Below are 22,301 nucleotides of genomic sequence, written 5' to 3'. Positions count from 1 at the left end.
CTTCTATATGTTCAGCCCTTTATCCGTCTGATAAAGGGCTGAACGGAATCTGAAGGATATAATTTATGTATAATTAACATTCCGACCAGGCATTTTACACATTACAGTTTTTACGCTTTTTCAGACAGATCACTGCCCCCGCCATAACAGCTGATACCGCCATCACCGCAAAGACGGTTCCTATCGGGGACAAATCTCCCGTCCGGACAGCAGCGGCCGTTTTCTCCGCGCCGGCAGATTCACTGTTCCTGTTTTCTTCTGTAACAGAACCGCTGCTATTACTGTTCTCTTCTTCCGCGCCGGATGTATCAGAATAATCTTCATCTGTTCCCGGTTTCTCTGCGTCAGAAACCAATATCAGCGCATTTTCCGCCTCCTGCAGCGCCTTATATGCATTATACACTTCCGTCTGAGTCGCATCCTCATTCTCCAGAACTGCCTGCGCGTCTTCTATCGCCTGCTGCAGTATGAGCCACTGATCTGCCGTATAATCTTCCTCATTCGGAATATCTCCGCCGGTCGTCACAGCGTCCAGCAAATTCTGCAGTTCGTCCTTATTCACAACGGATTCGGTATCCTCCACTTTGACATAAGCATGATATCTGTAGTTATATGCGTCATACATGGGATAAAAATCAAGTCCGTTCGTCGAAAGATGTGGTACATCCTCTTCATCCGTTCCCGTTATAACAGTTACTGATTCTTCCAGATCATCACTGAGCACCAGCGTATACCAGTTCATCGGTTCATATGTATCTCTGTCGTCTTTGGCAACCATTACAAGCGATCCGTACATCAGAGAAGCGACCGTACTGCCGTCCACCTCATCCGGTGTCTTGTCAAGATGAAGCGTGTAGGGCATATTAATTGTTATAACATCACCTGATTCCCAGGTGCGGGTAATCTCAACGTATGTGCTTACTTCCGGATTTGTACAGATTGTTTCTCCGTTTACCCGAACTTCAAAACCATCTGTTGCCCAGTAGGGGACTCTGAGTTTTATTGTAAATTCACCGGAACCTGTAACAGTAAGTTTGGAATGTTCGGACGGGAAATCTGTCTCCTGTTTTACCGATACACCCATCTCATCCCAGGTCACTGTTGTCGGCATATACAGGTTTACGTACAGCGTATCATCCGACTTTGCATAGGCCGCTGCCTGATATTTTACATGTTTTTCCATGCCGGTTCCGTTACAGCATGTGAAGCCGCCGTAATCAGTATCATAGTCCTTTGACTGCCCCGGATCTATCGGCAGCATATAAGTTGTTCCGTTGTGCATATACTCTGTAGTATCATGGCTTTGAGAAGCCGCGATCTGATTGATCAGTGTTCTTTCATAATAATCCATATATTCCGCATTATCCGGGTCATAGTTATAAAGCTGCTATGTCAGTTTGAGCATATTATAGGCCGCGCACGTCTCACAGTTTTCTCCGCGGCTTTCATTGCCGAGAATATTCTGTCCCTGCGTATACGGATCTTTGAATGTCTCTCCTGTCCCGACGCCTCCGATTGAATATGCGTAACGGTCCGTCACGATCTCCCAGAAGTTCTCCGCCACATTATAATAATAAGAATCCCCTGTTGCGGCATATTCATGGATTGCGCCTACAATCTGCGGAATATGCTGATTTGCGTGGCGGTCGGCCACATCATCCACATTAGCGGCCAGGTTGTCAAAGAATGTGCTGTTATCAAACATCTGAGCCGCTTCCAGATATTCTTCCTCACCTGTAATCTCATATAATGTCGCCAGCGACTCGTTCATTCCTCCGTACTCACCCGCAATATACATAGACCACATCTGCTCACGCTGTTCCTCCGTCGTACAGCCGCTCAGTCTCCTGTAAACCCATAAGCCGAGATCTTTTGCCGCTTCCTCTGTTACAGTTACCGTCGCCGTAACCTCTACATCATAATCTACGATCTGACCGGTTACCTCAACTGAATCTCCCACTGTGGCAAACTGATCGACAGTTAAATCCACAGGCCATACTACTTTTTCTTTTCCTGTCGTATCATCTTCATATGTGACCTTCACATGTCCCGGCAGAGAAGGAAGTGTTCCCGGCTGCGTCTCCACTGCAATATCTTCTGTAGCTACAATATCATTTTTTTCGTAAACAGGAACTACTGTCGCCGTAAATTCTTTTGTAACAGAAAGCGCGCCATAAGATATCGTTGCCGTCAGGATCACTTCCGTGGGATCACCTACCGGCCTTGTGACCTTGCCGTCCGCCGCTATAATATCAGGTTCCGAACTTTCCCATGTGATTGTGGAACCGTATTCTCCGGCTGAAGGCAGATTCAGATTGTCACTGACTGCCGCCAGTCCTGATAAAGTCAGCGCTTCTGCATCTCCATTGACGATTTCCTCAGGTGTAAGCTTTTGCTTTACAGTTACTTCAAACACCTTTGTGTCTGTCACATCACCGGACTGAAGTGTTACCGTCAGAGTTACCTCCGCATCTCCTTCTCCTGCTTCCGGCCTGGTGACGCTGCCGTCACTGCTGATCACATCCGGATCAGAACTTTCCCAGCTGATATCAGAACCCGCGGCTCCTTTTACCGGAAGCGTCAGATCTTCCGTAACCTCAGTTACATCTCCCAGATCCAGCCATTCTTTATCTCTGGCTACCTTTTCGTCATCCGGAATATTAAATTCTTCAGAGACTTCATCTGCCGTCATTGCATAATCATAAATCTTAAAGTCCGCGACCATACCGCTGAGAATATCATTTTTAAACTGTCCGTATCCGATCAGAGCGTTGTCCGCTCCTTCAAGAACAGACAAATCCACATCTGTTTTCTCTGTGCCTATCAGGACACCATCCTCATAAAGGGACATCTCTTTTTCCGAACCGTCAAAAGTTACTGTTGTAAACACCCATTCCCCTGTCGCTAATGCTTCGCCTTTTCCCGGGCCTTTTTCATCACCCCAGCCACTGTCCGTTATAGCCGCTGTATAACCTGTGTGTCCGTCATTATAGCCGTCCGCGATAAGATACATATAAGTCGTAGTATTAAAGTCAGACTCTCCGGCTTTAAAGCCGAAATCCCAGATTCTCTGATATCCTGTGGACGCGTTCAGGTAAACCCAGCAGCTGACTGTGATATCTTCCAGGTCATTAAATACACCGGAAGGAAGTTCTACATAAGTATTTGTTTCGCTGGGCTGTCCGCCCTCCATTGAATAGGCCGTATAGTCGGTGCCATAAATGTTTACAGAACTTGCCGTGGCCTGTGAACCTGTGGGCCGGACAACGCCGGCATGTCCGTTCCCGCTCATATCATTTACAATCGTTCCGGTACTCAGACTTTCAAAATCGTACCATAATATAAGGCCGTCGTCCTCCCTTGCCGAAGCCCCGTCCGTACTTTGCTGCTGCCCTTCTTCGGCATTCACTGCGTCCGGCAGCGGAACAGCAGTTACTGTTACTGCACATGCCAGCCCGATAGCAGCTCCTTTCTTCATCCATCCTCTGAATTTTTTCATGTCTCTCCCTTTCTTTTATGTATTTTTCTTCAAGCTTAAAAATATTGTTTGTCCATTTTGTGTTCAGTGTGTGATTATCCGTAAATAATCATAATTTTTACGGATATCAGGCCGTTTTTTTGGTTGTTTTTACTTTTATTATCACACATCGGGAGCGCCAATGCGCCTATATGCACAACAACTGCTTTTATTCAAATTCAGAAATTCGGATTTGTCAAAGTGAACTTCCGGTATCGAAAAAGAAAAACAGAGGACAAAGAAGTTTTTATAAGACGAATTCAGAAGAGGGGGACAGGGAATTCCCTTCGCAGATCCTCATAAGACAAAAACAGCGGGGAGCTTTAACGGCGGAGACGGCAGGTGATCCAGACAGTAGTGATGCTTTAGATCCAACCAGCTGCAGTCGGAACAGCTCCGGTTTTTTCCTGTTTTCTGAAATTCGGAATTGTCGGGGATACTGCTGACTGGATGTGCGCAGAAAACAGCGGGATACCGCCGATTGGATGCGACTTTTGGAAATGAGGGATGTGTGCTTTTGGTGACTTTGGAGCAGATATTAGAAAAACCAAAAACCTGGCGGCAGGCGTTAAAATTTACAGCAGAATTGTCTGAGCGAATGCGAGTTTTCTGCTGTAAATTTTGCTCTTAGCCTGTCGTCAGGTTTTTTAGTTTTTCTTTATCTGCGGAACGGAAACAAAAGCACACATCCCTCATTTCCAGATCCGATTATCCAATCTCCTGGTATCCAGGTGTTTTCGGACGCCTCTCCACTCACAGCTCTCCGACAAATCCGAATCTACTGCACTGACAGATTAGTGTATCCCATAAGGCTTTCATCAATCTCTTTTGCTGCCTCCCGGCCTTCACGGATAGCCCATACGACCAGGGACTGACCTCTATGCATGTCGCCTGCAGTAAATACATTCGGCACGCTGGATGCATAGTGTCCTTCTTCTGTTTTTACATTGGTCCGCTGGTTCACTTCCACGCCGAAAGCTTTCGTAACATAATTTTCGCTTCCCAGAAATCCTGCCGCAATCAGAACAAGATCTGCGTCCACAGTATATTCTGATCCCGGGATCTCAACCATCATCATTCTTCCGGTAGCCTCGTCTTTTTTGCTTTCCAGCTTCACAAGCACAGCCTTACAAAGTTTGCCTTTCTTATCTTTGACAAACTCTTTTACCGTAGTAGTGTAGACACGGGGATCCGAACCGAACACCGCAATGGCCTCTTCCTGACCATAGTCTGTCTTACAGACCTTCGGCCACTCCGGCCAGGGATTGTTCTCCGCTCTTTCATCCGGAGCCTTGGGCATCATCTCAAGCTGAAGTACAGATTTGGCTCCGTGACGGATGGATGTTCCAACGCAGTCATTTCCCGTATCTCCGCCACCGATTACGATTACATTTTTTCCTTTTGCAGAAATATATGTGCCGTCTTTCAGCTTCATATCATTTGCCCACAGCGCTTTTGTAGTGGATTTAAGGAAGTCCACCGCAAAATAAATTCCTTCCGCATCTCTGCCGGGAGCTTTGATGTCTCTTGGATTGGAGGCTCCACAGGCCAGAAGAATACGATCGTACTCTTTCAGAAGAGCCGCAGGTTTCACATCTTTTCCTACATTGCAGCTGAGACGGAATTCCACGCCTTCTTCCTCCATTACTGCAAGCTTTCTGTCAATATACTGTTTTTCCAGCTTCATGTTGGGAATTCCGTAGCGGAGCAGTCCGCCGGCTTTGTCTTCCCGTTCAAAAACTGTTACAGAGTGTCCGCGCTTATTAAGCAGATCAGCCGCTGCCAGTCCGGACGGACCGGAACCGATTACAGCAATCTTCTTTCCCGTACGCACTTTCGGCGGATTCGCCTTTGCATAGCCTTTCTCATAGGCATTTTCTATAATTGCGTACTCATTGCTCTTTGTAGCAACTGCCTCCTGATTCAGACCGCATGTGCAGGCTTTCTCACACAGTGCCGGGCATACTCTGGAGGTAAATTCCGGGAAATTATTTGTCTTAGCCAGCCGGTAGTATGCTTCCTCCCAGTTTCCGTTGTAGATCAGATCATTCCACTCCGGAACCAGATTGTGAAGAGGGCATCCGCTTGCCATGCCCATCAGATTTTTGCCGGACTGGCAGAAGGGAACGCCACAGTCCATACAGCGTGCTCCCTGAAGTTCCTGCTCCTCCTTGGAAAGAGACGTGTGGAACTCATTGAAATGACGGATCCGCTCAAGCGGCTGTTCCGCAGTCTTGTCCTGTCTTGCATAATCCATAAATCCTGTTGCTTTTCCCACTTTTCACCGCCTCCTATCTTCCGTTTTTAATCATGTTGAATGCTTCAATTTTCGCTTTTTCACGGCTTAAACCTTTCTCCTCCATCTGGATAATGGCCGCCATCATTTTCTCATAATCTTCCGGAATGATCTTCTTGAATTTCGGCAGATATTCCTCAAACTTATCAAGGATTCTCTTTCCGGCTTCCGAATTCGTATAGGACACATGTTCCTGAATCATTCCTTTGAGTTCCTGCACGTCATATTTATCTGTCACACGCTCAATGTTAACCATGGCCTTGTTCACCCGTTTATAAAGGGTGTTGTCCGTATCCAGCACATAAGCGATACCGCCGCTCATACCGGCCGCAAAGTTCTTGCCTACCTGGCCCAGAACAACCACACATCCGCCGGTCATATACTCACAGCCGTGATCTCCCACGCCTTCTACAACCGCCCGGGCTCCTGAATTGCGGACACAGAATCTTTCTCCCGCCACGCCGTTGATATAAGCTCTTCCGCTGGTAGCTCCGTAAAGAGCAACATTTCCTATTATAATGTTCTCATCGGATTTGAACCGGGTACCGTTCGGCGGGCACACAACCAATTTTCCGCCGGAGAGGCCTTTTCCGAAATAATCATTACTGTCGCCTGTAAGCTCAAGTGTCAGTCCCTTCGGAATAAATGCACCGAAGCTCTGTCCGCCTGCGCCCTTACATTTGATTACAAAGCTGTCGTCTTCCAGACCTTCCGGATATCTCTTCGTAATTTCCGAGCCGAAGATCGTTCCGAATGTACGGTCCGTATTGGATACATCGACTTCCAGGCTCCTCTTCTGCCCCTTCTCCAGAGCCGGAAGCAGTTTCTTAACAAGTACTTTTTCGTCCAGCGTTTTCTCCAGTTCAAAATCAAACCGTTTCTTCGGGTCGAAAATCATGCCTTTCTTTTCTTTGGCGTAGGGATTATAAAGCACGCTGCTCAGATCAAGAGTTGCCGCCCGGTCTGATGTAGGAGTGTCCTTCACTTTCAGAAGATCTGTTCTTCCCACCAGTTCATCTACAGAGCGCACACCCAGTTTTGCCATATATTCTCTTAATTCTTCTGCAATAAACCTCATGAAGTTCATTACATACTCCGGTTTTCCTGCAAAACGCTTTCTGAGCTCCGGATTCTGGGTAGCCACACCAACCGGACAGGTATCCAGGTTGCAGACACGCATCATAACGCATCCCATAGTTACCAGCGGAGCTGTTGCAAATCCGAATTCCTCCGCTCCCAGGAGCGCTGCGATTGCCACGTCACGGCCGCTCATCAGCTTGCCGTCTGTTTCAATACGCACCCTTTCTCTCAGTCCGTTCTGAATCAGAGTCTGATGTGTCTCGGCAAGTCCCAGCTCCCAGGGAAGTCCCGCATTATGAATAGAACTTCTGGGCGCCGCGCCGGTTCCTCCGTCATATCCGGAAATCAGAATCAGTCCTGCTCCGGCCTTTGCCACACCGGCAGCAACCGTTCCAACACCTGCCTCAGATACAAGTTTTACAGAAATTCTGGCGTCTTTATTCGCATTTTTACAGTCATAGATCAGCTGCGCCAGGTCCTCAATGGAATAAATATCATGATGCGGCGGCGGTGAAATCAGGCTCACACCAGGAGTAGAATGACGGGTCTTCGCGATCCACGGATACACCTTTCCGCCCGGAAGGTGTCCGCCTTCACCCGGTTTTGCGCCCTGAGCCATCTTGATCTGAATCTCCTGCGCGCTAACCAGATACCGGGATGTAACGCCGAACCGGCCGGAAGCCACCTGTTTGATGGCAGAGCAGCGCTCTGTATCCAGTCTCTCGATATCCTCTCCTCCTTCACCGGAGTTGGACTTTCCGTGAAGCCGGTTCATTGCAATTGCCAGAGTTTCATGAGCTTCTTTCGAAATGGAACCGTAGGACATAGCGCCGGTCTTAAACCGGGTAACAATGGAGTCCACACTTTCCACTTCTTCAACAGGAACTCCTTTCTTCGGATAGTTAAAGTCAAGCTGACCTCTTAAATTAACCTTCTCTCCTTCTTCGTCCACCATCTTTGTATATTGCTTGAACATCTCATAATCGCCCCGTCTGGTGGACTGCTGAAGCATATGAATAGTCTGAGGATTGTACAGATGCTCCTCTCCGCCGCTCTTATATTTATGTCTTCCCTCGCTGTCCAGAGTCATATCAACACCCAATCCCAGGGGATCGAATGCTTTCGAGTGGAAGGCTGTATAGTCTTCCGCGATCTCCTCAATTCCGATACCGCCTACGCGGCTTACCGTATCGGTGAAATACCGGTTAATGAAATCCTGTTTCAGTCCGATTGCCTCAAAAATCTTCGCACCCTGGTAAGACTGAATCGTAGAAATACCCATTTTGGATGCAATCTTGATAATTCCATGAATAATTGCGTTGTTGTAGTCATTTACCGCCGCATAATAATCCTTGTGAAGGAGTCTGGATTCGATCAGCTGACGGATGGACTCGTGGGCAAGATACGGATTGATTGCACAGGCTCCGTATCCCAGCAGTGTAGCAAAATGATGTACTTCTCTGGGCTCGCCGCTTTCCAGAATCATAGCCACAGAAGTTCTCTTCTTAGTGCGGACCAGATGCTGCTGCAGGCCGGATACAGCCAGCAGAGACGGGATCGCCACATGGTATTCATCTACATCCCGGTCAGTCAGAATCAGGATATTGGCTCCTTCTCTGATAGCACGGTCTGCCTCAATAAATACATATTCAATTGCCTTTTCCAGACTTGTGTTTTTATAGTATGTGATCGGAATCTCGGCAACTTTGAAACCTTCCACATTCATTTCCTTGATCTTTAACAGATCCGTATTGGTGAGGATCGGATTATCCACCCGGAGCATCTTGCAGTTCTCTTCTTTTTTCTCCAGCAGATTACCATCTCTTCCTACATAGATCGCCGTAGAAGTTACAATCTCCTCGCGGATTGCGTCAATCGGCGGGTTTGTAACCTGAGCGAACAGCTGTTTGAAGTATCCGAACAGCGGCTGATGTTTCTGAGAAAGAACAGAAAGCGGCACATCGATTCCCATTGCGCCGATTCCTTCGCTTCCATTCTGCGCCATGGTAAGAATAGATGTTTTTACATCTTCATATGTGTAGCCAAACGCTTTCTGAAGCCGTGTACATTCTTCTTTGGAATACCTCGGTATATCTTTGTTCGGTATTTTCAGATCTTTCAGATGGATCAGATTTCTGTCAAGCCACTCTCCGTATGGCTCTTCGTTTGCATACTTCTCTTTCAGTTCTTCGTCGTCAATTACTCTTCCTGCCACAGTATCTACGAGAAGCATTTTGCCCGGATGAAGCCTCTCTTTTACAAGGATCTTGGATGGTTCAATATCCAGCACACCCACCTCTGAAGAAAGAATCAGGTTGTCATCATCTGTAATATAATATCTGGAAGGCCGAAGACCGTTCCGGTCAAGCACCGCACCCATCACATCTCCGTCAGAGAACAGAATAGAAGCCGGTCCGTCCCAGGGCTCCATCATAGTTGCATAGTACTGATAAAAGTCTCTCTTATTCTGAGACATGCTCCTGTTATTTACCCAGGGCTCCGGAATGGCAATCATTACCGCAAGGGGCAGTTCCATACCGCTCATTACCATAAACTCCAACGCATTGTCCAGCATAGCGGAATCGGAACCGGATGTATTAATTGCAGGAAGAACTTTATGCAGTTCTCCTTTCAGGCAGCCGGACTCCATCGTCTCTTCTCTGGCTCTCATTTTATCCGCATTTCCCCGGATTGTATTAATTTCTCCGTTGTGCACAATAAAACGGTTCGGATGGGCTCTCTGCCAGCTTGGCGCTGTATTTGTACTGAATCTCGAGTGAACCATTGCAATAGCAGACTCATAGTCCTTATCCTGAAGATCACCGAAAAACTGACGAAGCTGTCCTACAAGGAACATTCCTTTATAAACAATTGTACGGCTGGACAGGGATACCACATAAGTATCATCGCTGCTCTGCTCAAATACGCGGCGGACAACATACAGTCTGCGGTCAAAATCCAGACCTTTTTCCACTTTCTTCGGCCGCTCAATGAACGCCTGCATAATGCACGGCATGCAGTCTACAGCAGTTTTTCCCAGTATTTCCGGATGAATCGGCACTTCACGCCAGCCCAGGAAATTCAGTCCTTCTTTTTTTACAATTACTTCAAAAATATTTTTTGCCTGATTTCTTTTCAGCTCATCCTGGGGAAGAAAGAACATTCCCACACCATAATCTCTCTCACCGCCCAGAGTAATACCGAGAGGCTTACAGACTTTGCTGAAGAATCTGTGAGAAACCTGCAGAAGAATACCGACTCCGTCTCCGGTTTTTCCTTCTGCATCCTTTCCTGCTCTGTGTTCCAGGTGCTCTACAATCCGGAGGGCGCCCGCAACAGTATCATGACTTTTTACGCCTTTAATATTTACAATTGCACCGATTCCGCAGTTATCATGTTCAAAGCTTTCCCGGTACAGTCCCTGCTGGCTGTCAATTTCTTTCCTCATAATCCCTGTCCTTTCTTTTTTATTTTGTCTTTTTCGACTATACATGATTTTTACCCGTTTGTAAACAAGAAAAATTGTTATATTGTCAGATAATTCGATAATTAATTTATTTATATAAATTTATCTGATAATTTACTGTTGTGGCAAACAATAGGAATTTATTTTATAATTGCTGATTTTCTTTGTTTTTTTGTATTTTTATTATATATAAGCGCAAAAAAATACGGCAGGATTCATCTCCTGCCGCACACAATTTAAAATTGTTTTTTTATTAAAACATATCTCCGGGATTCCCTGTCTCTGATTTATTTTCTTTCTGCACAGGTCCTCCGGTTCTCTGAATCATTACATACATTACGGAGCAGATAAACGCTCCTATAATGACCGCTCCCGCCATTCTGAGCGGAGCTTGTCCAATCCATCTGAACACCCCGGTTTCCGTATAGATCAGTGAACTGCAGTTGGCAATCACATGAAGAACCGCCGGCGCTTTCAAAGATCCGAATTTCTCATATACATAGCAGAGAAAAATCCCCAGCAGCAGCGCATAAACCATCTGCGCCCCGTCCTGATGCATTAAAACAAAAAACAGGGAAGACCACAGCGCCGCATACCAGAAACTTCGATTTTCCATAAAACGCCGGAACAGTACTCCGCGGAACATCAGCTCTTCCGCAATCGGAACTATAATCCCCAACACCAGAAGCTGTACCGGAAACGGGGGAGAGTAGACAGTCAACGACGAACTCTGTGACTGTCCGTTATAAAACGCCAGCTGCACCATGGCGGCAAAGCATGTGGCCGCTATGCTGACAGCCAGGCCAAAAACTACAACTGTCCCGTATTTTTTCAGAGGAGCTTTTTCCGAAGTTTCCACACCGCAGACTTTCTCCAGCTTTCTGTCCCTGGCAAAGAAAACCGCATTGATCGGTATCGTAATCAGGGCGGCTACTCCGGCAATCTCTGTCGCATAACGGAAAACCTGTTCCATAGCAGGCTCCATCAGCGTCCAGTACTGCTGTGTCATCTCATCCATTGTCATAGCCTGCTGTCCGATCAGCTGTTCGTATGTATCCATCAAATACGGAAACGAAAGGATAAGAATACCGATGATCTCCACAACAAGTCTGACGCCCATATAAATCAGAATCGGCGCTGCAATACTCCAGAACGGACTTTTTCTATGAATTCGATTCATGGCTGTTATTCCCCGCTTTCTGCAGAATCCACTTCCTCATCTCACTCTCTTTGCCCTGCACTGTTCCCTGCACCATTTCCGGTCTTCCGCCTCCCCGCCCATCGAAAGCATGGTTAAATTCTCCCGCCAGAGAACGCACATCCATCTCCCTGCTGCCTATGACATAGCGGTAACCGTCCCGGTCGCCGCCCGAAAATACCGCGCAGAGAACCCGGTCCTTTTCAAGAACCCGGTTCATCAGGTGCCGCATGGATTCCCCCGCGAACTCGTCTGTAAAAATGCAGACCACCTGCTCTTCCGCGGGAATCATATCTGCTCTGTACTGAATCAGTTTCTTTTCCTTTTCGCTTATTTCCTGCTTCAGTTCTCCGCATTCCTGCCTCAGATGCTCTACAGCCTCTGCAATTTCATTTTCTCTGGCACAGAGCATGGCGGATACAGACTGAGCCTCCCTCTGCTTTGCTTCATAATCCAGAAGCGCACGTACGCCGCAGAGCATGGTCACCCGCACGCCTCCTTTATATTTCTGCACGCCGGTCAGTTTGATCAAACCGATTTCTCCGGTATATTTCACATGAGGCGCACAGCAGGCGCATACATCATATCCCGGTATAACCACAATCCGCACCTGGCCTTCTATCTCAATTTTGCTCCGGTATTCCATAGAAGCAAGCTCTTCTTCCGAGGGATAGAGAACCTCTGCAGGAAGGTTTTTCCAGACCGCCCGGTTAGCCTCCCGCTCAATCTCCTGAAGTTCTTCCTTTGTAATAATGCCGTTAAAATCCATAGTACAGTCTTCGCTGCCCAGATGAAATCCTACATTATTATATCCAAAGCGGGCATGCACCAGACCGGACACGATATGTTCGCCTGTATGCTGCTGCATTTTCATGAACCGCTCTTCCCAGTTAATCCGGCCCGACACGTTCCGCCCGACCGTAAAATATTCCGGAATATGTTGACTTTTATCCTGCATTATATGGAAAATACGGCCGTCTTTCTCCTGCACGTCACACACCCGCATTTCATCCAGCGTTCCGGTATCCGCATACTGACCGCCTCCTTCAGGAAAAAAAGCCGTCCGGTCCAGTTCCACTTCATAATGCCCGTCCCGTTTCTCGCAGGATACAACTTCTGCCGTAAATTCTCTCAGATGGCTGTCGCTGTAAAAGAGTTTTTCCGTCATATTCTATCTACTTCCTTTCCATCGTCCGTCCCGGCTCTTCCTGCAGTTTTTACATCCGTTCCGGAGCTTCAAATCCCAGCAGATCAATACAGGACTCCAGCACTTTCTTTGTCAGTACAAGAAGAGAAATATATCCGCTTCTTCGAACAGCATCCTCCTCTGCCAGAATCTTTGTCTCATGGTAAAACTTATTAAACTCATTGGCCAGATCGTAAATATACGCACAGAGTTTATGCGGCGCCGTCTCCTCATACACTGTATTAATCACATCATTGTATTTGAGAACCTGAAGCATAAGTGCCTTCTCATATTCTCCTTCCGGAGAGAGGATCTTCAGATCAGAGAGATCGCCGCCCATTTCCTCATATTTACCGAGAATGGACTTGATCCTTACAATTGTGTACAAAATATACGGTCCGGTATTTCCTTCAAAGGATGTAAATCTGTCCACATCAAAGATATAATCTTTGGAAGCCTGGTTGGACAGATCCCCGTACTTGATCGCAGCCAGTCCGACAGTCTGCGCCGTCTTTCTCGCCTCAGACTCTTCTACTGTACGGTTGTCCATAATCTTTTTATACATCTCATCCTCAATCTCACGGATCAGATTTTCCAGGCGCATCACACCGCCTTCTCTTGTTTTAAACGGCTTGCCGTCTTTTCCGTTCATCGTACCAAAGCCCAGGAATTCAAGATCTGTCTCCGGCCGTACAATTCCTGTTTTCTTCGCGCAGCGGAACACCTGGATAAAATGCAGCTCCTGTCTCTTGTCTACCACATAGATTACCTGATCCGGGTGGAACTCTTCCTCCCGGTCCACCAGAGTGGCAAGATCTGTCGTATCGTAGAGAGCTGCGCCGTCTGATTTCAGAATCATACAGGGCGGCACTTCCTTATTGTCCGACTCTTCCTGTACATCTACCACAAGAGCGCCCTCGTCATAACGGGCAAAGCCTTTGTCCTTCAGCATCTGCACCATATCCGGAATAAACTTCTGGGCATCCGCCTCCCCTTTCCAGAGGTCAAAATGCACATTCAGCTTTTCATAGTTCTTCTTCAGATCCGCGACGGATACCGCCATAATATGTTTCCAGATCGCTCTGCATCCCCGGTCTCCATTCTGCAGAAGATAGGTAGCATGCAATGCTTCTTCTCTGTAATCTTCGTGCTCTTTCGCGTATGCGCTGGCCGTCGGATAAATCTCCTCCAGTTCCCCGATGGTAAAGGGCGCTTCCTCCGGATATTCTCCTTCAAAATTCTCATCAAAATACGGAAGATCCGGCTGCCTTTTCTTAAGCTCTGTAATAATCAGGCCCATCTGGTAGCCCCAGTCGCCCAGATGAATATCACCGATCACTTTATTTCCCTTATACCGCGCAATCCGTTTGACACTTTCTCCGATAATGGCTGATCTGAGATGTCCCACATGCAGCGGCTTTGCCACATTCGGTCCGCCATAGTCAATAATAATGGTTCTGGGATTCTCTTCCTCGTTCACTCCCAGCTTCTCATCCCCGGCCATTTCATTCAGGTACGCAGCCACATAGTCCGGAGAAAGCTTCAGATTGATAAATCCCGGCTTCACTACATCCACAGAGGCAAAGCAGCCGCAGTTCTTCATCTGCGCGGCCACATCCTCCGCAATCATAAACGGCGCTTTCCTATATTTCTTAGCTCCCGCCATAGCCCCGTTGCACTGGTACTCGCACAGGTCCGGCCGGTTGGACAGCGTAACCCTGGCCAGTTCTCTGTCATATCCGGCCTTCTCAAACGCTGTCTCCATCTCTATCGTAATCAGTTCCAGTAATGTCTTCACTTTATTTTCACACTCCTTAATCCATATGAAAGATATTCTACCATGTCTGCAGGGTAACGGCAAGTTTTGGTTGAAAATTTGAATTTGTGCATTTGAATTTGTGGGTGGAGAAAGTTTCCGCCGGGGAGTCCGGGTATGGTGCCGGAGAGCACGCTTTCGCTCGGATCGCGGCGCAGCGGTACATAAGAGCGCAAAAGACGCGCTCTAAGTGCCGGCGCCGCTTTACGGCTCTCCATCACCATACCCGCACTCCCCGGCTGCGCTTTCCCGCTCACAATTCCAAATTCAAACAAGAAGAAACGAAGCCAGAACTTTATCGGCTGACACAAGACTGTATTCCGCGCTGCTGTTTGAAAGCAGGTGCATTTTCCTGTTTCAAAAGCGGAAATCGGATGAATAGTTAGCCGTAGTCGAAATAGTTCTGTCTTTGTTTTTGTTTGTTGAATTTGAAATTATCAGTGGCAGTGCCGATTGGAAAAGAACAGAAAATGGCGGAATACGGACGATGGGATGCGCCTTTCGGATAGCGGCTGCGGGAAATTTCAGCGACTTGGAGCGTAATTTAGTAAAACTTAAAACCCTGAGTACAGGCGTTAGGATTTTCAATGGAGCTGTCCGAACGGAACGTGAGTTTCCATTGAAAATCCTGTTTCTAGCCTGTGCTCAGGGTTTTGTAGTTTTAATTATTACGCGGAACGGAGCTGAAATTTCCCGCAGCCGCTATCCGAAAACAATTTATTCTCACTTCGTATTCTGACATTTTCGGACTTTTTTCAATCGCATGCCGCAGATAAATTCAAATTCATCTCATTTTCTGATGATCCGGATCCCTGTTCCAAGTCCCATTCCCGCAGCGGATATGGCTGCCCCGATCGGGATCATTATAAATTCGGGCATGTTAATTTTATTAAATGTAATCATATTCGCCACACTGAATGTCGCATACCCGGCAAGCATATACATAACGCCATAGGCAGCGACAGATATCCATTTTTTCCTGCCCCAGTAATTATTGATCCCTATTACAAACGAGGTGAAAAATGTTGTAATCGGCAGCAGTATCCAAAGATATACCACACTGTATCCCATAGCATCCGAGCCGCTCTTAAAAACCCAGAAGGAAATAAGAGCAGCCGCCCACACTGCCAGGTAAGTAAAAACCGGCAGCAGACCGGATAATTTATTGCCGCTTTTCGTTGTATTCATATCCGTGTTTTCCCCAGGACACTTCAGATAACCTGGTTCTGGATGTTTGCTTTTTCTTCCGGTATCCATTTGATTCCCTCCCTTTTCCTGTATGCGCATTTATTTCTTTTATCATAAATGTCCCGGAAGATCCTGTCTATCATTTTTTACAGGCAGAATACCTTACGGCAAAATATTTTTTCATTCCGACAGTTTTCGCAGATTCTTCGTATATGGAGACGTCTTACAGCTGCTTTTTCTTTAGATTTATTTTTTTTAGCAAAAATCCCGGGAGGATACTGTAAACAGCATCCTCCCGGGATATGTCTGAAGCGTCTGAGCGGAGTCGAACCGCCGCACATGCCTCCGGAGGGCATTGCTCTATCCACTGAGCTACAGACGCATTCCGGCTGTCTGAGGGAACACATCTGCATTCCCTCTTCAACAGCCTTAATTATCCTAGCATAATTTCGGGGAAATGTAAAGATTTATTTTCCTCTTCTCTTTTGACGCCGTAATACTGTTTTCATTCCTGCCACGGCAAATCCGGCTGCTGCAGAGGACGCGGCCATCAGAGCGGTTCCGCTTATATCCGGAAGTTCATCGCCTGTTTTTACCGCTTCTTCCGCCCGTTCCCGTATCTCCACCATCTGTCCTGCATCTTCAATATCGTCATGAGATGAGAGAAGAGTATCACCAAGATACAGATATTCATATATGACCAGGCGTTTTCCTGCGAACAGCAGAGAATCCAGAGCAAATTCCATTTCTACCGCCGTTTCGGACTGGCGGGGAGTAAAGCGTACTTCTGCTTCCACAGGCTCTCCGTCCGCCAGGAGTGCTTCACCTGTGGCAGCATCCATCACGATGCCTTTCAAAGTGTATTCTTCTCCTTTATTCAGATATTCCAGCTCAACAGTATCTGTTATCGCAGACTCCTCGCCTGCTTCTGTCCATTTTGCTCCGCTCTTTTTCCAGACCGCCGCTGTATCTGTAATAGAAGATCTGTTATTTTCGATCATTACTTCCACGCCCTTTCCTTCTCTGTATTCCACCTGCACTTCATAAGGAGATAACGGGAGCATATACCCTGCAGCCTGTTTTGTTTCCACAATCTCGTACGTTCCGGGAAACAGCTCCTCCGAGCAGGCAGTGCCGTCTGTACCGGTAACCATGGTTCCCGCCTTTTCTCCCGCTTTCATCCGCAGGGTACCGTCAGGTGTTACAATATCTGTTTTTGCTATTATGTCAAAATATACTCCTTCAAGTCCCTTTCCTGATTCTGCGTCAGTCTTTTTCAGCCGGATCTTTTCCATGGCCGGTTCATCTTCAAACTCTACCTCGACAGGCTCCTGCCAGTCATGGCCTTCCTTTACCTGGAATTTCAAGAGCTCTTCATTCAGGAGATATCCTTCCGGTGCAGTAATTTCCCGAAAATAATATGTCCCCACCGGAAGCTTTTCCGGAAGAATGAAGCACCCGTTTTCATCTGTGGAAAATGTATGGCTCTCCATTCCGGAAGGATAATGAGCCGTCATAGTCAAAGGATTTTTCTCTGCATCCAGCAGTTCAAATTCTGCGCCGGCCGCCGGAATCACTTTTCCTGTAGTACTGTCCTTTTTGATCAGTTTTACCGGAGAAAATATCTGTTTATTCTCAAGGATGTAATACAAAATTTCTCCCTCCTCATCTATGGTCACTTCAAAATCATCCACGGGCATAAATCCTTCCGGCGCGTTTTCTTCACTTATTGTATAAGTATCATAAACCAGGCCGTTCCGTCCTCCTTCTGAATTTCGGTCAGTAGACGCACAGCCGTTTTCATCTGTTTCAATCACCGTTGTTTTCCCGGTAGTCTTTGATGTTATCCTGAACCGGATTCCCGGAAGCGGACTTTTCTGTTCCTGCTCTGAATCCGCATCCTCCCGGAACTTTACAATCTTAATATGTCCTCTTATTACCTGATCAAGAATTTCCGGATACTGGAACACCGTATCTGTCTGCCCGCTGCCGGACACAGTCACCTGTCTTACGATCACTTCCTCATTCAGAAGATACCCTTCCGGCGCTTCTGTCTCTTCAAAGGTAACCGTACCCAGAGGGAGTACATTTTCTCCGGAAGCCGTCTGGTAGAAAGGATCTCCGCTTACCTTTGCTTTTTCAGAAAGGATTACTCTGCCCTGACTGTCGGATTTCATCACCCACGTTCTGGCAGCCTTTACTCCTGCCTCCGCGGGATCCGTATCATAATATCCCGGATAAAACCGGACTGTAAACAGCGCATCTGAAAGCACGGCGCTGCCCTGGCCTGCAGGTTTCCCGGTATCTGCATCGGCTTTCTGAAGGATCAGTTCTGCCGGATAATAGTAAGCTTCGTCCGTACAGGAATACGTAGACACCTGATTATTTTCCACAACAATGTTCTTTTTTTCATAATCCAGAACATATCCCTCCGGGCTTTCAAGTTCCCTGATTTCATACTTTCCGATCCGTACGTTGTCTGCCCTTCCATACCCGTCCCGGTTTGTCGTAATGCGGTAAGAAGGCGTATCTTTTCCCGGTTCAAACAAGCCGAATACTGCTCCTTCCAGAGAATAACAGGCACTGACGTCTGTCCATTCCGGCTGTCCGGACTTTTTATATATCTCCACTGAACCTGTCAGGGCTTTTCCCGTGCCGCCCATTACCTGTCTGCTGCCGCTTGTATTAAAGATAAAAGCATTGAAATACTCCGGCGGCTCAGGCAGGGAACGGATATTTGCCGCTTTCTGCTTCAACCCGCGGATCTGTTCATCGGAAAGTCCGATAAATGCATTATTATTTTCCAGGTAAAAATATGCCGCAATACAATGGCTCATGCAGTATTCATCTGCTTTTACCATCTTCCCTGAGAATCCGAAATACCCGTACTTTTCAACATAAGCCTTATAGCCGGGGCCTCCGTACAGATAATACAGCGCCTTTCTCAGGCTGCCCGCTTCCAGGCGCTGCGCTTCATATGCTCCGGATGACGGCCAGGGTTTGGAAGGTTCGAGACAGTAGGCAGTCTGTCCGTCCACCGTATAAAACCGGGTATGATAGCTCCCGTAAAATACTTCTTCCCCGATATCAAGATTCACCGTAATCTTTTCTCCCGAGGAGGAATCGGCCATCAGCCGGACTTCTTCACTTTGTTCTTCTGCATGCACAAAAAAAATACCTGTTGCAGCAGGAACTCCGGCAAGTATAAACAGCGACAAAAGAACAGCCAGAAATCTTTTCACACAGATCATCCTATTTGCGCCTCCCTTCTCTGGCACGTGTCTAACTGCAGCGTGCCGCTTCCGCGGTCGTAAAAGTAAGCCGAATCGCCCAACACTTCCTCTGCCGCCACCTGAGTTTCATTAATCTCCCGTACCATGGCATCCATCTCGCTGCATGGAATGCCGGCAGAAGCCGGCACAATCACCACTTCATGCACACTGCTGGGCAGGACAAAAAAATCATCTTCTAAAATACTTCCGATCATTTCGAGAATATGGGGATATGCAATACAGGCCGCTCCATAGCTGCGGATCCGGTTGGAAAGCACATACATCTGATCTCTGGCTGTTTCCGGAGCGTCCAGCAGATTCTCTCTGTCTCCGGAAATCTCCGTACCGGAAAGGCACTCCTGCAGAGCATACCGCATCGTCAGAAATTCTGCCGGAAGCAGGCGCTTAACATTTTCGACAGCTGCCTCCCAAAGTAATTTTTCCTTTACACCCCACCGTTTTATATGATCAGTTTTTACCGGCATCGCCGCTGTTCCGTCACTGCTTACTTCCAGAAGCACATAAAAGACCACAGAAAGATCCAGAAACGACCTGTGAGGCGTATCTCTGAGGAAGCCCCGGTTCTTTTCCGTATTGATCAGCTTGAATACAATTCTGTCCTTTACCCCTTCAAACTCCAGAAGCCTGCTGCAGTCCCACGGTTCATCTCTGCGGATGTTCCGGTAGAACTGCATCAGCAGATCAACGGTTTCCTCTATGGTCCGGCCCTTTCTGTACTGATCGTAATATTCTTCCAGATAGATAGTCGGCGATATATTTATACCGGGCGCTTCAATAACGACACCTGTCCTCTCTGTTCCGTTATTTTTCACTGCTGTATAGCAGGAAGCTCTCACACCTCCTTCCATTTTCTGATTCAGATTTTTCTCTACCGCGCTTACAAACTGCTGATAATTCATTCTTCTCCTTTCATGACGCGGTTCATTGAATTTAAACGAGAAAAGCGGTACGAACTGTACCTTTGAAAAAAATGATTTGAATGTTATTATGTGCTCTTGATTATAGACGAGGCGCCGCCAAAAAGCAATGCGGCATATTTCACAAAAAAGAAGGGCGGCGGAATCTGCTTTTTTGTCACAGATCCTGCTGCCCTTTTTAATTCGGTTATACTCTTGATAAGTATTCGCCTGTTCTTGTGTCGATCTTCAGTACATCGCCTGTCTCACAAAACAGCGGAACCATTACAACAGCGCCTGTCTCAACTGTTGCCGGCTTTGTTGCGCCCTGTGCCGTATCTCCCTTGAATCCCGGCTCTGTTTCTGTAATAGCCAGTTCCACGAACAGCGGCGGCTCAACGGAAAATACATTTCCTTTATGAGAACAGATCTTTACAGTCTCGTTCTCTTTTACAAACTTCAGAGCATCGCCAACCACATCTGCATTCAGCGCGATCTGATCATATGTCTCCATATCCATGAAGTTGTACAGATCTCCGTCCTGATACAGGTACTGCATATCTTTTCTGTCAATGTGTGCATTTTCAAATTTTTCAGTAGGACGGAAAGTCTTCTCAACAACACCGCCGCTGATAATGTTTTTCAGCTTGGTTCTTACAAAAGCCGCGCCTTTTCCCGGTTTTACATGCTGAAATTCCATAATCTGATAAATATTTCCGTCAATTTCTACGGTTAAGCCGTTCTTAAAATCTCCTGCTGAAACCATCTATAATCCTCCTTCAATTACGCCTTTACTCAGCGCTCCACTCTATACATTCTATAATATAATTCCCTATTTTTCAATCCTTTTTTTACCTGCTGTCTTTTTCCGTCGAAACAGGGTGGGAACAATACAAAACAGGGAGCCTCAGTTCTTATTTTTCTTCTTTGCATAAAAATAAAGCACAATCTTCTCCAGCCGTCTTTTCAGTACTATCTGAATCTCTTCTTTCGGATGAATGGGCCGGACAAGAATGTTGTGTATGCCTGCCCGCTTTGCCCCCCACACATCCGTAAAGAGCTGATCGCCGACAAAAAGCGTCGTATCTCTGGTGGTTCCCATGATCTCCATGGCCCGGATATAATTTTTCGTAGAAGGCTTGTGCGCATTATAGATATAGTTTGTCTGAATATCCTTGTTGAACATCTTCACTCTCGCTTCCTGATTATTGGAAATCAGGCAGGAGGCAAATCCGATCTCTTCCAGTCTCCGGAAAAGCTTCCGCGCCCTCTCGTCCGCAGGCGCTCCGTGAGGCACAAGAGTGTTGTCGATATCGAAGATAACTCCCCGGTATCCGTCTTCATATAACTTTTCAAATGGGATGATATATGTAGATGCAACATACTCATCCGGAAAAAATCTGTCAAACATTATTTCCCATCCAACTCCATCAGCTTTGAAATCAGTTCCTCACAGATCTGCAGAATCGTTTTGTTGTCTGTCTGTACTACAACATCTGCTGCCGCCTCGTACTTTTCCCGCCGCTGCTCCATCAGACCTGCAATAAACTCTACGTTTTTGTTTCCGTCAAGAATCGGTCTGTCGTTGCTGTCCTTGACTCTTTCGAAAATCGTCTCCGGGCTGGCGGTAAGGAGAACAACTCTCCCGTTTTTCTTCATTTCAACTACATTTTCCTGGCGGAGAGCGACGCCACCGCCGCAGGAGATGATACAGTTCTGTCCGGTCTGAAGTTCTTTCAGAAGATTTGTTTCAAGGTTCCTGAAATACTCTTCCCCGTATGTAGCGAAGATATCCGGAATACTCATTTCTTCTTTCTCTGCAATCACCTGATCCATCTCTACCAGTTTCATATCAAAGACCGTGCTCAGATAATCGGAAATCGTTGACTTCCCGGAACCCATAAATCCGATCAGGACGATATTGTATGAGAACAGCTTTCTCGCCTGGATCCGCTTGCTGTTGCGGAGAATTCTCTGAAATACATCCTGTATTTCTTCCTGATACTTATTATCTCTAAGCTTCTCCTCCAGCCTGTTCTGCTGTTTGGCTTCCTGAGCCGGCTGGAGTATGGGCATTCCATATGTTTCTTTGTAAGCCATGATCTTCTCGACAATCGAATTTCTTTCCACCAGCGCGTCAATAATTTTATCGTCACAGATGGCAAGCTGTTCACGGTACATTTCCAAATCGTTCATTTTCATCCTCCGTCTGTAAAGCGGATCCCCATCCGCCTTGGTGCTTCTTCCGGACGCAGATTTCTTCATGTTCCGGCAACAGAAAATTGCCTGTTCCCCGTCCGCACAGTACATCATATTATAGCAATTTTCCATTGTTATGGCAAGGATGAATCAATCCCTGTAATTC

13 protein-coding genes, 1 tRNA gene and 1 pseudogene are annotated in these 22,301 nt (G+C 46.9%); 1 reads left to right on the top strand and 14 read right to left on the bottom strand.

The genetic code is table 11. The features are described 5' to 3' along the window. Positions 1-94: 94 nt before the first annotated feature. The 7 genes and pseudogenes from AC0QUU_RS07120 to AC0QUU_RS07090 all read right to left on the bottom strand — a co-directional run bounded on the left by AC0QUU_RS07120 (position 95) and on the right by AC0QUU_RS07090 (position 14,834). Positions 95-3,193, bottom strand: a pseudogene (locus tag AC0QUU_RS07120) (beta-L-arabinofuranosidase domain-containing protein). Between the two features lie 1,102 nt (positions 3,194-4,295). After that, positions 4,296-5,795, bottom strand: a complete 1,500-nt coding sequence (locus tag AC0QUU_RS07115; protein ID WP_474545436.1) for a glutamate synthase subunit beta — start codon at positions 5,793-5,795, stop codon at positions 4,296-4,298. Positions 5,796-5,808: 13 nt separating this feature from the next. Beyond that, entirely contained in the window at positions 5,809-10,341 is a 4,533-nt protein-coding gene (gltB, locus tag AC0QUU_RS07110) for a glutamate synthase large subunit (protein ID WP_474545435.1), read from the bottom strand. A 271-nt stretch (positions 10,342-10,612) separates the two neighbouring features. Then, positions 10,613-11,539 carry a lysostaphin resistance A-like protein gene (locus tag AC0QUU_RS07105; RefSeq protein WP_474545434.1) on the bottom strand — a complete coding sequence of 309 codons (927 nt, stop codon included), beginning with the start codon at positions 11,537-11,539 and terminating at the stop codon, positions 10,613-10,615. Next, positions 11,523-12,725 carry an alanyl-tRNA editing protein gene (locus AC0QUU_RS07100; protein WP_474545433.1) on the bottom strand — a complete coding sequence of 401 codons (1,203 nt, stop codon included), beginning with the start codon at positions 12,723-12,725 and terminating at the stop codon, positions 11,523-11,525. The genes AC0QUU_RS07105 and AC0QUU_RS07100 overlap by 17 nt, the downstream gene beginning before the upstream one ends. A gap of 49 nt (positions 12,726-12,774) precedes the next feature. Continuing rightward, positions 12,775-14,541: an arginine--tRNA ligase gene (argS, locus tag AC0QUU_RS07095; RefSeq protein WP_474545432.1), complete on the bottom strand. Its 1,767-nt coding sequence runs from the start codon at positions 14,539-14,541 to the stop codon at positions 12,775-12,777. Continuing rightward, a complete protein-coding gene (locus AC0QUU_RS07090; protein ID WP_474545431.1) occupies positions 14,538-14,834 on the bottom strand; it encodes a hypothetical protein in 297 nt (98 codons plus the stop codon). Before AC0QUU_RS07090 ends, argS begins: the two co-directional genes overlap by 4 nt. A 140-nt stretch (positions 14,835-14,974) precedes the next feature. Between AC0QUU_RS07090 and AC0QUU_RS07085 the strand changes: the two genes are divergently transcribed. Next, on the top strand, positions 14,975-15,298 hold the full coding sequence (locus AC0QUU_RS07085) for a hypothetical protein (RefSeq protein ID WP_474545430.1): 324 nt from the start codon (positions 14,975-14,977) through the stop codon (positions 15,296-15,298). 50 nt (positions 15,299-15,348) lie between these two features. On the opposite strand, the gene AC0QUU_RS07080 is transcribed toward AC0QUU_RS07085, so the two are convergent. The 7 genes from AC0QUU_RS07080 to AC0QUU_RS07050 all read right to left on the bottom strand — a co-directional run bounded on the left by AC0QUU_RS07080 (position 15,349) and on the right by AC0QUU_RS07050 (position 22,132). Continuing rightward, the gene (locus AC0QUU_RS07080; protein WP_474545429.1) at positions 15,349-15,747 is read right to left on the bottom strand and encodes a hypothetical protein; all 399 of its coding nucleotides are present in this window, start codon (positions 15,745-15,747) and stop codon (positions 15,349-15,351) included. 310 nt (positions 15,748-16,057) lie between these two features. Continuing rightward, positions 16,058-16,129: transfer RNA gene (locus tag AC0QUU_RS07075), tRNA-Arg, on the bottom strand. Positions 16,130-16,214: 85 nt separating this feature from the next. Then, a complete protein-coding gene (locus AC0QUU_RS07070) occupies positions 16,215-18,998 on the bottom strand; it encodes a SpaA isopeptide-forming pilin-related protein (protein ID WP_474545428.1) in 2,784 nt (927 codons plus the stop codon). Continuing rightward, positions 18,995-19,939 (bottom strand): DUF5688 family protein, encoded by a 945-nt coding sequence (locus AC0QUU_RS07065; protein ID WP_474545427.1) that lies wholly within the window; start codon positions 19,937-19,939, stop codon positions 18,995-18,997. The genes AC0QUU_RS07070 and AC0QUU_RS07065 overlap by 4 nt, the downstream gene beginning before the upstream one ends. 205 nt (positions 19,940-20,144) lie before the next feature. Next, positions 20,145-20,702: an elongation factor P gene (gene efp / locus AC0QUU_RS07060; protein WP_474545426.1), complete on the bottom strand. Its 558-nt coding sequence runs from the start codon at positions 20,700-20,702 to the stop codon at positions 20,145-20,147. 141 nt (positions 20,703-20,843) lie between these two features. Beyond that, positions 20,844-21,347, bottom strand: coding sequence for a YqeG family HAD IIIA-type phosphatase (locus tag AC0QUU_RS07055; protein ID WP_474545425.1), 504 nt, complete (start codon positions 21,345-21,347; stop codon positions 20,844-20,846). Continuing rightward, a complete protein-coding gene (locus AC0QUU_RS07050) occupies positions 21,347-22,132 on the bottom strand; it encodes a shikimate kinase (RefSeq protein WP_474545424.1) in 786 nt (261 codons plus the stop codon). The genes AC0QUU_RS07055 and AC0QUU_RS07050 overlap by 1 nt, the downstream gene beginning before the upstream one ends. Positions 22,133-22,301 lie beyond the last annotated feature (169 nt).

The organism is Mediterraneibacter sp. HA8405, from assembly GCF_056148955.1.
This window is presented reverse-complemented; position numbering and strand designations above follow the sequence as displayed.